The 12,821-nt window shown below is 74.1% G+C and carries 11 protein-coding genes; all 11 read right to left on the reverse strand.

Translation table 11 applies throughout. The annotated features are described in order from the left end of the window. The coding region (locus tag LLG88_12370) for a Stp1/IreP family PP2C-type Ser/Thr phosphatase (GenBank protein ID MCE5247698.1) at window positions 1–1,309 on the reverse strand (1,309 nt) is incomplete at its 3' end. Window positions 1,310–1,320: 11 nt separating this feature from the next. After that, entirely contained in the window at window positions 1,321–2,871 is a 1,551-nt protein-coding gene (locus LLG88_12375) for an FHA domain-containing protein (GenBank protein ID MCE5247699.1), read from the reverse strand. Window positions 2,872–2,873: 2 nt separating this feature from the next. Next, window positions 2,874–3,434: an FHA domain-containing protein gene (locus LLG88_12380; GenBank protein MCE5247700.1), complete on the reverse strand. Its 561-nt coding sequence runs from the start codon at window positions 3,432–3,434 to the stop codon at window positions 2,874–2,876. Between the two features lie 384 nt (window positions 3,435–3,818). Continuing rightward, window positions 3,819–4,736, reverse strand: coding sequence for an ornithine carbamoyltransferase (gene argF / locus LLG88_12385; GenBank protein MCE5247701.1), 918 nt, complete (start codon window positions 4,734–4,736; stop codon window positions 3,819–3,821). A 26-nt stretch (window positions 4,737–4,762) separates the two neighbouring features. Next, complete coding sequence (locus LLG88_12390) at window positions 4,763–5,722, reverse strand: carbamate kinase (GenBank protein ID MCE5247702.1); 960 nt, start codon at window positions 5,720–5,722, stop codon at window positions 4,763–4,765. A gap of 4 nt (window positions 5,723–5,726) precedes the next feature. Continuing rightward, the gene (locus LLG88_12395) at window positions 5,727–7,061 is read right to left on the reverse strand and encodes a cyclic 2,3-diphosphoglycerate synthase (GenBank protein MCE5247703.1); all 1,335 of its coding nucleotides are present in this window, start codon (window positions 7,059–7,061) and stop codon (window positions 5,727–5,729) included. A 336-nt stretch (window positions 7,062–7,397) separates the two neighbouring features. Continuing rightward, window positions 7,398–8,795 carry a sigma 54-interacting transcriptional regulator gene (locus tag LLG88_12400; protein MCE5247704.1) on the reverse strand — a complete coding sequence of 466 codons (1,398 nt, stop codon included), beginning with the start codon at window positions 8,793–8,795 and terminating at the stop codon, window positions 7,398–7,400. 128 nt (window positions 8,796–8,923) lie between these two features. After that, a complete protein-coding gene (locus tag LLG88_12405) occupies window positions 8,924–9,628 on the reverse strand; it encodes a hypothetical protein (protein MCE5247705.1) in 705 nt (234 codons plus the stop codon). A 188-nt stretch (window positions 9,629–9,816) separates the two neighbouring features. Continuing rightward, window positions 9,817–11,508, reverse strand: a complete 1,692-nt coding sequence (locus tag LLG88_12410) for a hypothetical protein (GenBank protein MCE5247706.1) — start codon at window positions 11,506–11,508, stop codon at window positions 9,817–9,819. A gap of 161 nt (window positions 11,509–11,669) precedes the next feature. Continuing rightward, window positions 11,670–12,542: a hypothetical protein gene (locus LLG88_12415; GenBank protein ID MCE5247707.1), complete on the reverse strand. Its 873-nt coding sequence runs from the start codon at window positions 12,540–12,542 to the stop codon at window positions 11,670–11,672. Then, window positions 12,505–12,821, reverse strand: a 317-nt coding sequence (locus LLG88_12420) for a hypothetical protein (protein ID MCE5247708.1), incomplete at its 5' end; no start/stop codon positions are given. The genes LLG88_12420 and LLG88_12415, both read right to left, overlap by 38 nt.

Consider the following 12,821-nt stretch of genomic DNA (forward strand, 5'->3'; position numbering starts at 1 on the left):
TTGAATGACTGCCTTCGCGCTTCGGCGTCGTGCCGCCCTTCGGCGCGGCGTCCTTCGGCGCGGCGCTCGGTTTTGCCGCCGCGCCCGCCCCCTGCGACTTCGCGCCGTCGTTCTGCCGTTTGGCGTTGTTTGGCTCCGTCATCTTGCTGGACGGCGGAGTCGTGCCGGCCGGATTCGCCGCAGCGCTGCCTTCGCCCGACGTAGCGGGCACCGGGGCGGTCGCGCCGCCCCCGCCCGAGCCGTCGCCGGTCGTCGCCTGCGCGGGCTGCGCCTGCGGCGTCGCCGGCGCGGGCTGCGTCTGCGGCGCCGACTTTCCGGAGTTCGAGACGACGAACCCGAACACGACCAAGGCGACGACGATCCCCGCGAGCAGCCCCGCCGCGAAGTAGATCGCCCCCCGCGAGCGGAGGACGCGGCGCCAGCCGCCGCGCGGCGCGGCCGCGCCGCCCGAGACGGAAACGGCCGCGGCGACCGGCTGCGTCACGCGCGGTCCCTTCGCCGCCTTCGGCGCGCGGCGGAACTTCTTCGGCTCGAAATCCTTCGCGAGTCCCTTGCCGTCCGCGCGTTCGAAGATCTGCACGGAGATGTTGTCCGGCCCGCCTCTGTCGTTGGCGAGCGCGATCAACTTCTCCACCGCCTCCTGCGGCTCGTACATCGACGCCATCGCCGCGACGACCTCGTCCTCGACGACGTTCCAGAGGCCGTCCGAGCAGAGCAGGAAGCGGTCGCCCGGCAGGATCTTCTCCGGGCCGCGCACGTCCGGCTCCACCGTCTCGCGCACGCCGACGGAGCGGATCAGGACGTTGCTCTCCGGGTGCCGGCGCGCCTCGTCCTCGGTGATCATCCCGGCGTCCACCATCCGCTGCACGGCCGAATGGTCGCGCGTCATCCGCTCCACCACGCCGGGTCGGATGCGGTAGACGCGGCTGTCGCCGACGTGGGCGATCCACGCCTCGTCGCCGCGCACGGCGAGGGCGGCGCAGGTCGTGCCCATCCCCCGCGCCTGCCCCGATTCGCGCGAAGCGGAGTAGACGGCGGCGTTGGCGTCCACGATCGCGCCGCGCAGCGCCTCGCGCGCGTCGCCGGCCGCGGAGAGCTCGGTGAAGCGGCGACCGATCAGGTCCACCGCCATCGAGCTCGCCAGCTTGCCGTCCGCGTGCCCGCCCATCCCGTCGCAGACGACGAGCAGCGTCCACTCGCCGTCGGGAGTCTGGATGTAGTCGATGCTGTCCTGGTTCTCCTCGCGCGTCGCGCCGACGTCCGTCTTGCCGCCGATGCGCCGAGGGTAGCCTTTCTTGTCGCGCGCCACGTCCCGCTCCCTCATTCGCAACGCAGCACGACGAGGCCGAGCCGGACTTGGCTGCCCGGCCGGAGAGGAACCGCCTGCGCGCCGATCCGCGCGCCGTCCACGAACGTGCCGTTGGTCGAGCCGAGGTCGCGGATGCCGTACTCGGCGCCGATCGGCACGATCTCCGCGTGCTGCCCGGAGACCGAGTCGGCGTCGAGCAGGATCTCGACGCCGCCGCGGGCGCCGATCCGCCCGCCGCCCGGCGGGATGGCGAGGTAAACGGCGGGGGCGCCGGAGAGGACGCGCAGCCCCGCGGCCCGTTCCTCGGCGGCCGTCGGCGCGCGGTATTCGGTGCGGCGCGGGCCGGCCGGCGCCGCGGGCGCCGGCTGCGGCGTCGCGGCGCGGACGAGACGCTCGTTCTCCGCGCGCAGCCGCTCGGCTTCGCGCTCGCGCGCCTCGGCCTCGAGGCGATGTTCCTCTTCGCGGGCCTCGGCCTCGGCCGCCGCGCGGCGGCGCGAACGGGACATGACGATGCCGCCGACGACGAAGACGACGGCGACGACCGCGACGAGGCCGACGATCGGGAAGAGCCACGACGTCCGCGACGCGCCCTTCGTCTCTTCCGCCGCGCCGGCGGCGCCCGGCGCGGCGACCGCGATCAGCGGCGCGGCGTAGCGCGAGGCGTCGGCGGCCTGGCCGCAGGCGACGCGCAGCGCGTGTTCGCGCCCATCGGTCGGCAGCGCGCCGGCGGGGATCGTCAGCACCGACTCGGCGAGGACCATCTGCCGCAGTTCGCCGAAGGCGAGGCCGATCTCGGCCGCCGACGAGGTGACCTTGGCGCGGCCGCCGGTGTCGGTGGCGATCTTCTCCAGCTCGCCGATCGCCGAGAGGATTTCCGGCGTCCGCTTCGGGACGAAGATCAGCGCGTTGACCTGGACGCGGGAGCGGCGCGCGGCGGCGATGCACTCGTCGGCGGTGCGCCCCTTCTTTTTGTTGAGCCCGTCCGAGACGACGACGAGCGTCCGCCGCGCGGGGACTTCGTCGCCGTGGCCGGAGATCTGGTCGATCCCTTGCGAGACGGCCTGGAAGAGGGCCGTCGTCGTGGACTGCGAGTCGAGCCCCTCGACGGCGCGCGCCACCCGCTCGGCGTCGTCGGTGAAGTCCACCTGCGGCTGCCAGTCGTCGCGGATCGCGCCCATCGCCGCGACGTCCTTCTTCGGGCGGAAGGCGGTGCGGATGCGCGCGGCGAGCGACTTCTTCACGGCGTCCCACGGCGCGCCGATCGATCCGCTGGCGTCCACCGCGAGGAGCGTGGCCGAACCTTCGTCGCTGCCGCCGAACGGCGCGATCTCCGCCTGCGCGGCGACCGGCTTGTCGTCCACCTCGAACCGAATGTCCGAGGCGTGGATCTGCGTGGCGGGGCTGCCGTCGCCGGCGAAGAAGGCGACGACGAGCCGCACCGAACCGTCGGGACGGGGCTCGACCGCGCGGATGATCGCGCGGCGGGCCTCGGAGGCCGACGCGGGGACCGCGGCGGCCAGCGCGGCCGCGGCGAGGAAAGCGCAAGCGAGGAAGCGGCGCATCGTCAGGCCTCCGGCGCGGGCGGGATCAGCACCACCTGAAAGACGGTGTCGCCGGCCTTGATGACGCTGGCGTGGTCGGCGGCGCTCGAGTCGCCCCAGATCTCCTGGCCGTCCACGGTCGTCGCGTTCGTGCTGTCGAGGTCGCGCACGCGGACCTGCCCCGCGCGGCACATCACCGCGAAGTGCTGGCCGCTCATCGCGCGGTCCTGCGTCACCGGCCCGTCGCAGTCGGGACGCGAGCCGAAGGTGTTCTTCCCCTCGCGCAGCGGGAAGACCTGCCCGGAGTGGTCCCAGGTGTAGCTGACGAGGAACCCGACGATGCGCGGCAGCGCGGCCGGCGCCGCGGAGCGCGCCGCGGCCTCCGCGCGCTCGCCGGCCTCGGGCGGAACGTAGACGGTGCGGCGGCCGCCGCCGGCGGCGGCCGGCTGGCGCGCCGCGACGTCGGCCGCGGCCTGCTCTTCCGGGGTCGCAATGCGCGTGCGGCGGGCGTCTCCCGCCGGCGCCGCCTCGTGGATGGTCGGCGACGGCGAGGAGCCGATCGGCCGGCTGTGGGGATTCGTCAACGAAGCGCCGCACCCTTTGCAGTGCTGCGCTTCGGCTCGGTTTTCGGTTCCGCAGAGCATGCACTTCATGTTCGTTCTCCCGCGGGATGCAGGGCGTCCCGCCGACGGCGCAGGCGGAGGGCGCGCGAGAACGCGCCTCCGCCGCGGGACGGCCGCGCGCGGCGAAACGCGCCCGCAAGCCGAGCCCAACGCACCGTTTAAGTCTAGTGCCATCCGCCGCTTACTCGCACGCGCCGCCGGGTGATACCGGCCGCCGCGGTCCGAGCGGCGCCGCGCGGGAGGTGGAGCCGAGCGTGTTGGTCCGGGAACGTCCGCCGGCGGACAAGCGAAGGGCCGCCCCGAAGGGCGGCCCTTGGCGTTGGTTCGCTTGATCGAGCGCGCGGATCAGAGGCCGAGGATCAGCTTGAGGTAGACGGCCTTGATCGCGGTGAGGCGGTTCCCCGCCTCCTGGAAGATCACCGAGCGCGGATGGTCGCAGACTTCGTCCGTGACTTCCTCGCCGCGGTGGGCCGGCAGGCAGTGCATGAAGACCGCCGTCGGCTTGGCGAGCCCGAAGACCTTCTCGTTGACCTGGTAGGGACGGAAGATCTTGTTCTTCTGCTCGGCTTCCTTCTCCTGGCCCATCGAGGCCCAGACGTCGGTGTAGACCGCGTCGGCGCCCGTCACGGCCGTCTCGAGGCACTGGGTGTACTCGATCGTCGCGCCGTTCTTGGAGGCGAGTTCGCGCGCCTTGTCCGTGATCCGGGCGTTCGGCTCGAAGCCGCGCGGCCCGCAGACGACGACGTGCATCCCCATCAGGGCGCCGCCGAGCATCAGCGAGTGGGCCACGTTGTTGCCGTCGCCGACGAAGGCCAGCTTCAGGCCCTGCAGGCGGCCGAACTTCTCCTTGAGGGTGATGAAGTCGGCGGTCATCTGGCAGGGGTGGAGCTCGTCGGTGAGGAGGTTGACCACCGGCTTGCTCGACCAGCGCGCCATCTCCTCGACGAGGGTCTGGCTGAACGTGCGCATCGCGATCACGTCCACCCAGTTCTCGAGGTTCTTGGCCACGTCGTGGACCGACTCGCGCACGCCGATCTTCCCCATCTCCGGGGTCTGCGTCAGGGCGCTGCCGCCGAGCTGGTTCATGCCGACTTCGCAGGTCACGCGCGTGCGCAGCGACTGCTTTTCGAAGTAGAGGAACGCGGTGCGGTTGCGCAGCGCGTCCTTGTACTGCTCGGGATTCGCCTTGGCCTTGAGGCCGAGGTCGATCAGCGCCGCGAGTTCCTCGGCGCTGTGGTTCCATTCAGCCACGAAGTGCTTCATGTCGCTTCCTCGACCCGCGGGGGCGGTCACTCGGGGACGACCCAAGTGCCGCCGTGTCCGCGGAGGGCGTCGGCCAGCACGCGCACGGAGCAGATCAGCGCGCTGTGGCCGGACTTTTCGACGACGTCCAAGGCCGCTTCGACCTTGGGGCCCATGCTGCCGGGGGGGAACTGCCCTTCGGCCATCAACTGACGGGCCTCGCGCGGCGTCATCCGGTCGATCGGCGCGGCGCGGTCGGTGCCGTAGTCCTTCTCCACCCGGTCCACGTTCGTCAGGATGACGAAGACGCTCGCCCCGACCTCGCGCGCGAGCAGCGCCGAGGAGCGGTCCTTGTCGATGACCGCCTCGACGCCCGCGAGCCCGCCGTCGGGAGTGCGCGTCACGGGAATGCCGCCGCCGCCGGCGGCGACGACGACGTGCCCGGTGTCCAGCAGGCAGCGCATCGCCTCGACGCCGTGGACCTTCCGCGGCTCGGGCGAGGCGACGACGCGCCGCCAACCTTGGTCTTGAAGAACCATCTTCCACCCGTCGCGTTCCTGGAACCCCTTCGCGATGTGCGGCGGGTAGTACGGCCCGATCGGCTTCGTCGGCTTGTTGAAAGCGGGATCGTCGGCGTCCACCTCGGTCACCGTCAGCAGCACGGAGACGAGGTTGGGCAACCCCTGCGCGGCGAACTCGGAGCGGATCGCCGTCTCGAGGAAGTAGCCGATGATCCCCTGCGAGCCGGCGCCGCAGGTGTCCAAGGACCAGGCCGGAACCTGGTTGCGTCCGGCCTCGACTTGGATCAGCAGGTGTCCCACCTGCGGACCGTTGCCGTGGACCAGAAGCAGCCTGTGGTCCCGCGAGAGGTCGGCGACGACCTTGGCGAAGGCCGCCGCCTCCCTCATCTGGTCAGCCTGGTTGCCGTCGGAACCGCGCGGCGTGAGCGCGTTGCCCCCGAACGCAATCAGAGCGATCGGCAGGTCACGCTTGTCCTGGCTGGCCACAACGTCACCGGCGAGCCTTCGCGATGATCGGCTTGAGCACCTCGGCGAGGTCGGGCTGGCCCTTCTCTTCGAGGTCGTAGGTCACGCGGACGGCCGGCTTGGGGAACGTGCAGAGGCGGCGCAGGTCGATCGGGGTGCCGATGATGAACGCGTCGACGTGCGGCGCGGCGGCGTTGATCGTCTCCTGCAGGTCGGCCACCTGCTGGTCGCTGTAGCCCATGGCGGGCAGGACCTTGCCGGTGTCGGGGTACTTCTCGTAGGTCGCCTTGATCGACTTCACGGCGTACGGCTTCGGGTCGACGATTTCCTTCGCGCCGTTCCGCTGGGCGGCGACGACGCCGGCGCCGATCTTCATGCCGCCGTGCGTGAGGGTCGGGCCGTCCTCGATCACGAGGACGCGCTTGCCGGCCACGGCCGACTTGTCTTCGAGGGTCACCGGGGACTCGGCCATGATGATCTTGGCGGTCGGGTTCATCGCGACGAGGTTCGCCTTGACCTGGGCGATCGCTTCCGGCGTCGCGGAGTCGATCTTGTTGACGACGAAGACGTCGGCCATGCGGCAGTTGGCCTCGCCGGGGTGGTACATCATCTCGTGGCCCGGACGGAGCGGGTCGGCGACGACGATGTGCAGGTCGGCGTGGTAGAACGGCAGGTCGTTGTTGCCGCCGTCCCACAGCACGACGTCCGCTTCCTTCTCGGCGGCGCGGAGGATGTCCGTGTAGTCGACGCCGGCGTAGATCACGGTGCCGGTCGTGACGTGCGGCTCGTACTCTTCGCGCTCTTCGATCGTGCACTTGTGGAAGTCCATGTCCTCGAGCTTCGCGAACCGCTGGCAGCGCTGCTTGGCCAGGTCGCCGTACGGCATCGGGTGACGGACGGCCACGACCTTCAGGCCCGCGTCGCGCAGGATCTTGGCGACCTTGCGGGTGGTCTGGCTCTTGCCGCAGCCGGTGCGCACGGCGCAGACGGCCACGACCGGCTTCGTGGACTTCACTTCGGTCTTCTTGGGGCCCATCAGGCGGTAGTCGGCGCCGGCCGCGAGCACGATGCTGCCGAGGTGCATCACCTGGTCGTGGGAGCGGTCGGAGTAGGCGAAGATGACTTCGTCGACGTCGTGCTCCTTGATCAGCTTCGGGAGCTCGCTCTCGTCGTAGATGGGAATGCCCTTCGGGTAGTTCTTGCCGGCCAGCTCGGTGGGGTACATGCGGCCGTCGATGTCGGGGATCTGGGTCGCGGTGAAGGCGACGACTTCGGTGTTTTCGCAGTCCCGGAGCGCGACGTTGAAGTTGTGGAAATCGCGCCCGGCGGCGCCGGCGATGATGACCTTCTTCTTAGCCATGACTTTCCCTCAACGCATCGGGCAGTCGAGACGCCCGACGCCGGGCCGGGGACCAAAATGTCCCGCTGCGCCCGCGGAGGCAGTGCACGAACCGGGTCGTTCGTAGGGGCCGGGACCCGGACGACCGGTAAAGTTCCGGCGGCGCGCGGGCAACTTTCGCGCTCGGCGCCGCAATCCCTTTTCTTGTCGTCGATGGTGAAGTCGAGCGGGTGAAACCCGCGATTCACCTGTGCGCGGCTAGTTTCATCCGCTCCGGGAAAAAGCGCAAGCCCGCGGGCCGCGGCGCCGTCGGACGCCGACCGCCGTCGTTCGCGGGCGTCCGGGCCCCGCCGCCGGTCAGTCCCCGACCATCCGCGCCAGATCGTCCTCGGACACGCCGAGCATGTCCGCCGCGCGGGCGTGGTCGCCTCGCGTCTCCTCGAGGGCGAGGGCCGCGCGGATGCGGGAGGCGCTGTCCGTCGCCGCCTTCAGCGTCGCGGCCAAGGGGCCGTCGAGCGGCGCGATCCGCGCCAGCGCCGCGCGGTCGGGATCCTCGACCCGCGAGCGGAGCTCGAAGTCGGACGGCTCGATGACGTCCCGCCCGGCGAGGACCACGGCGCGCTCGATCTCGTTCTCGAGCTCGCGCACGTTCCCCGGCCAGCGGTACTCGACGAGCCGCCGCCTCGCGTCGTCGGAGAAGCGGAGCCCGGCGCGCCCCATCGAGGCGGCCAGCTTCTCGAGGATCGCGTCGGCGATGATCGCGATGTCGCCCGGGCGCTCGCGCAGCGCGGGGAGCGCGATCGGCAGCACCGAGAGGCGGTAGTAGAGGTCCTCGCGGAAGCGGCGCGCAGCGACTTCTTCCTTGAGCCCGCGGTTCGTCGCGGCGACGATCCGCACGTCGGCCTTGCGCGTCCGCGTGCCGCCGATCCGGTCGTAGGTCTTCTCCTGCAGCAGCCGCAGGATCTTCGCCTGCAGCGGGAGCGGCATCTCGCCGATCTCGTCGAGGAACAGCGTGCCCCGCTCCGCCGCCTCCACTTTGCCGATCTGCGTCGAGGAGGCGCCGGTGTAGCTCCCCTTCTCGTGGCCGAACAGTTCGTTCTCGAGCAGCGTCTCGGGGATCGCGGCGCAGTTGATCGCGATGAACGGGCCGCGGCTGCGCGGCGAGAGGGCGTGGAGCGCCTGCGCGATCAGCTCCTTGCCGGTCCCCGACTCGCCGAGAATCAGCACGGTGGCGTCCGAGCCGGCGACCCGCTCGACGAAGCGCGCGACCTCGCGCATCTCGGGCGAGGCGCCGAGGATCCGCGGAGCGCCGGAGTCTTCGGGGAAGAGCTGCCCCGAGGCGCGCGCCGCGCGGCGGCCGATCAGCGCGGCCAGCCGGGCGCGGGCCTCGTCCGGCGCGGTCTCGCGGAAGACGGCTTCGGCCGCCCCGGCGCGCAGCGCGCCGACGGCCTCGGCGGCGTCGAGGCGATCGGCGAGCAGCACGACCGGCAGGCCGGGATCGGCGGCGCGGAACGCGTCGAGCGCCGCGCGGAGTTGCGCGCGGTCGAACGGCGACGGCGGAACGAGCAGCACGGCGCCGGTCGCGCCGGGGACGCGCACCAGGGCGGCGGCCTTCTCCGTCGAGGCGGCGACGATCGGGCCGTCGACGAGGGAGGAGAAGCGCTCCGCGGCGGACTCGGCGGCGGCCGCGTCGGGCCCCGCGACCAGGAGCGCAAGAAAGTCGGTTCGGGCGGTTTTCTTTTTTGTGGTGGGCACGCGGGAGCTATACCACAGACCGCGGCGCCGGGCACAGCCGGCGCCGCGCGAAAGGACGCTCCGACGCCGGAACGATCGCCGCGTCCCGCGGACCGTCGTCCGCGCGCGGCCGCGCTCCGGCCTCGGGGTCAGCGCGCCGGTTCCGCCGGCTCGCTGTCTTCCTTGAGCTTCTTCGCCTCTTCCTGCAGCTTCGCCCGCTCGTCCTGGGTCTTCTTGATCAGCTGCGTCGGCGAGAGGTTGCGGTCCGCCGCCTTCTCCTGGTCCGACATCGGCGGGCGGCGGAGGTACGGGTTCCTCACCCACTTCTCCAGCTGGTCGAGGCGGGCGGTCTCGCCCTGGATCGCCTTGAGGCGCGCGGCGGCGGTGGCGGGGTCGTAGCTCCCTTGCGCCCGCAGCGGCTTGTCGGCCTCCGGCTCCTGCGCGGCGCCGGCCGGAGCGCCCGCGGCTTCCGCCCCCTCTTCCTCGGGGGGCGGACCGTAGACCTTCTCGAGGTCGTCGTTGGTGATGACGACGACGCTCTTGCCGGAACGGGTCTTCTTCACCTGCGGAACGTAGGGCGCGCGCGGCGAGAGCGCGGAGGAGGCGCCCCGCGCCTTCGACGCGGCGTCCGCCGGCGGGACGGCGGGCGGCGCGGGCGCGTCGGCCGGCGGCTGCGGCTTCGCCGCCTCCGGCTTCGCCGCGTCCGGCTTCGCCGCTTCCGGCTTGGCCGGCGGCTTGGGACGAAGGGCGTCGCGGCGAGACGGGGACGCGCTCTCCTGCCCCGCGGCGAGAGCCGGCGGAACGGCGGCGACGAGAGTTCCGGCCAACACGACGACGGCGATCCATGGCTTCATCGCGGCACCTCGTTTCCTGCCCACCTCAACTATGCGGCGCCCTCGCCGCGCGAGTCCAGTCCATGCCCGTCGCGCGGCGGTCTTCGGGGCGACGACCGAAGGGGCTCGTCCCTCCGCGGCGCTCCGTCGCGCCGCGCCGGCCGCGGTGCGCCGCTTTCGGCCCGCCGCGCGGGCGGACTCAGGCTCGCTCACGGCACGGAGCGCAACCCCCGCAGCACCACCCGCGGCGCGCCCGGGGGGCCGTCCCGTCCGCCGGGCGGGGCCGGGGCCGCCCAGACGACGGCCGGGCCGGCGCCGCCGTCGATCTCCAGCGTCCGGGCGCGCAACTGGCCGACGATCGTCGCCGGCCCGGCGAGGGCGACCCGCCCCGCGACGGCGACCAGCCCGCGCCAGTGGACGTCGGCCGCGCCGCACGCGGCCGGCGCGGCGGGAACGACGCCCGGCGCCGGAGGGCCCCAGCCGCCGATCCGCCACGCGTCGCAGCCGCCGTCGGGAGAGGCGACGAAGACGTCGTCGGCCAGGGTCGGCGCGCGGTCCGCTCCCCTCGTGTCCCGCAGGTTGGGCGGCGGCGCCAGCGGTTCCGCCGCCGCGCCCCCGGCCGCGAGCGCGACGTCCCCCTCGATCAACAGCGCGCCGGCGCCGGAAAGGCGCACGGGAAGCGGCGTCGCGCGCCCGGCGCAGGGCAGGACGGCGCAGACGCCGCCGGCCCGCGGCAGCCACTCCTCGAGCGGCCGCGAGGCCCCGCCGCCGTCCAGCCGAAACGCCCCCGCCCGTTCCGGATCCTCGACCAGCGTCCGCGCGCCGCGCCGTCCGGAGGCGGCGACATCGAGCAACTCGCCGGGCAGGGCGGCGGGCGGCGACGCCTCGGGACACGCCGCGACGAGCCCCGAGTGATCGGCCCGCGTCGTCGGCGCCGCGGGGGGCGCCGCCCGCGGCGGGAACGGCCGCACGGGCAGGCAGGCGCCGGCCGCCGAGCCGTTGAACAGCCCGCCGACCCGTCCCCGCCACCAAGGGTCCTGCAGCGTCCCCGGCGCGTCGCGCCACGCCGCCCAGTCGGGCGCGCCGTCCGCGTCCGCGTCGTCGGCGGCGCCGTCGCCGTCGTTGTCCTCGCGCACCGGCCGGTCGGCGGCGAGCCACGGCACGCAGCCCGCCCACGCCGCGGCCGTCGCCGGCGCCGCCTCGAGATCGCCGCCGAAGACCGCCTCGCCGAACCGCCAGCCGGCCTCGCCGACGAAGCGCGCCGCCCCCTCGACGAGCAGCGGCCGGTCCGTCCGCCCCCACGGGACGGCGACGACGTCCGCGCGGGCCGCCGCCCGCGCCACGCGTCCGCCCGGCCCCGCGACCTCGACCTCGGCCTCGAGCGCCGCGAGCGCGCCCGCTCCGCCCCCCTGCGGCTCGAAGAAGGCGAGCCGCACGACGCGGAACGGCGTCCGCGGCGCCAAGGCGGCGGCCAGCGCGTCGAGGGTCGCGCGGCCGGGCCCGTCCGGCGTCATGAGCACGTCCGGATGGAGCGGATCGCCGAGGAAGCGGTCCGCCGGATCGTCGCCGTCCGGCGGGCGGAAGAGAGCCGCGCCGGCCCGTTCCTTGTAGCGGCAGTCGAGCGGCGAAGGCGCGCCGCGCCACGAGCGGCGGACCGCGCCGACCCGGACCCAACGGCCGTCGCGGTCCACCTCCGCGCGGCCCGGCGGAGGGACGATCGCGCCCCGCTCCGGCGCCTCGAACCACTGCGCCGCCGCCTCGACGACGGCGCGCGCCAAGAGCCGCGCCTGCGCCAACGCGGCGCGCCGCGCGCCGCCGACCAGCTCGCCGCGCGCCGCGGCGACCGCGCCGGCGGCGACCGCCCCGGCCATCAACGCGATGACGAGGACCGCGACGAGCACCGCCCCGCGCTCCGCCCCGGAAGGCGGCGGCGAGCCCGCGCCGGCGACCGCCCGACGAACGCGGCGCCGCGCGCCCGGCGCCGCGCCGCCGAGACGTCTTCCGCGGCGGCCCGCCGGGTCGAGCGGGCAAGCGCCCGCGCCGCAGAACGCCGCCGCGGGCATCAGCGTTCTCCCGCGCGCGGCAGCGCGACCTCGGCGCTCAGCGTCCGCGCCGCGGCGTGGTCCGCGGACACGGCGAGCGACAGGCGAAGGCGGCGCACGGCGGCGCGGCAGGCGCGCGACGCGGCGTCGTCGGCGCCGCCGCACGGCCCCACCGCGCGCCCCTCCGCGTCGAACGCCTCGACGCGGAACGCCTCGACGCCGTCGAGCAGCGGCTCGGCGACGCGGAACCGCGACGTCCCGAAGAGACGCGCGTCGTCCACGAAGGAGATCCGGTAGAGCGTCCCGCGCGACGCGCGGCCGTCGAGCGCGGCCGGCCCCGCGTCGATCTCCTCGACGACGCCGTCCCGCTTCGCGACCGGCGTCCCGTCGGGGAGCGCGGCGCGCGCCGTGCCGTCCATGTCGGCCATGAACGAGACCGACGCGGCGGGACCGGGCGGCCGCACGGCGTAGACGACGACCTCGTCGTTCGCCGTGTCCACGCGCGGGAAACGCCCCGCGAGCAGCGATTCCGGCGCGGCCGCGCTCTCCGGATCGTCGCGGTCCAGATCCCCGCGGATCGCCACAACGCCCGTTTCGAGCAGTTCCACGGCCTCGTCCGGGCAGTCGGCCTCGCCGCCGGGGCAAACGCCGATCCCCGCGCGCGACGCCTCGCGCGCCATCCGCCCGAGAGCCCAGCGCGCGCCGACGTCCCGCTCCGCCGCCTCCGCCGTCCCCGCGCCGAGCCGCGCGAGCCCCGACAGAAGGGCGAGCCCCGCGAGGAGCGCGGCCAGCGAGACGGCCGCCCCGACGACCATCTCCGCCGTGCCCCCGCCCCGCGCCCCGCGCGGCGCGGCCTCAGAAGTGAAACGCCACCAGCTCGACCGCGCGGACATCGGCCCCCTCCTTCCACGTCGCGACGAACCGCAGCCGCAGCGCCAGCGCGTCCTCGAACGGCGCGAGGGCGCCGCCCGCCCCCACCCCCTCGAGCGAGCACTGCAGCCGTCCTTCGGGCAGCGCGGCGACGAGATCTCCCCACCCCGGAGGCGCCGTGCGGTCGGCCGTGTCCACGGCGGCCGCGGCGTCGCCGGCGCGCGCGCCGAAGAGCGGAGGCAGCGCGGCGAACGAGAGCGCCGTCGCGCGCGTCGCGGCGGCCTCGGCGGCGGCGAGCGCCT

It is taken from the genome of bacterium, from assembly GCA_021372775.1.
In the GTDB taxonomy this organism is placed as follows: Bacteria; Acidobacteriota; Polarisedimenticolia; order J045; family J045; genus JAJFTU01.

What these genes read in the sequence shown, in the direction of transcription:
- LLG88_12375 (MCE5247699.1), bottom strand. Translation starts at nt 2,871, where the DNA reads ATGCGCCGCTTCCTCGCTTGCGCTTTCCTCGCCGCGGCCGCGCTGGCC.
- argF (MCE5247701.1), bottom strand. Translation starts at nt 4,736, where the DNA reads ATGAAGCACTTCGTGGCTGAATGGAACCACAGCGCCGAGGAACTCGCG.
- LLG88_12395 (MCE5247703.1), bottom strand. Translation starts at nt 7,061, where the DNA reads ATGGCTAAGAAGAAGGTCATCATCGCCGGCGCCGCCGGGCGCGATTTC.
- LLG88_12405 (MCE5247705.1), bottom strand. Translation starts at nt 9,628, where the DNA reads ATGAAGCCATGGATCGCCGTCGTCGTGTTGGCCGGAACTCTCGTCGCC.
- LLG88_12415 (MCE5247707.1), bottom strand. Translation starts at nt 12,542, where the DNA reads ATGTCCGCGCGGTCGAGCTGGTGGCGTTTCACTTCTGAGGCCGCGCCG.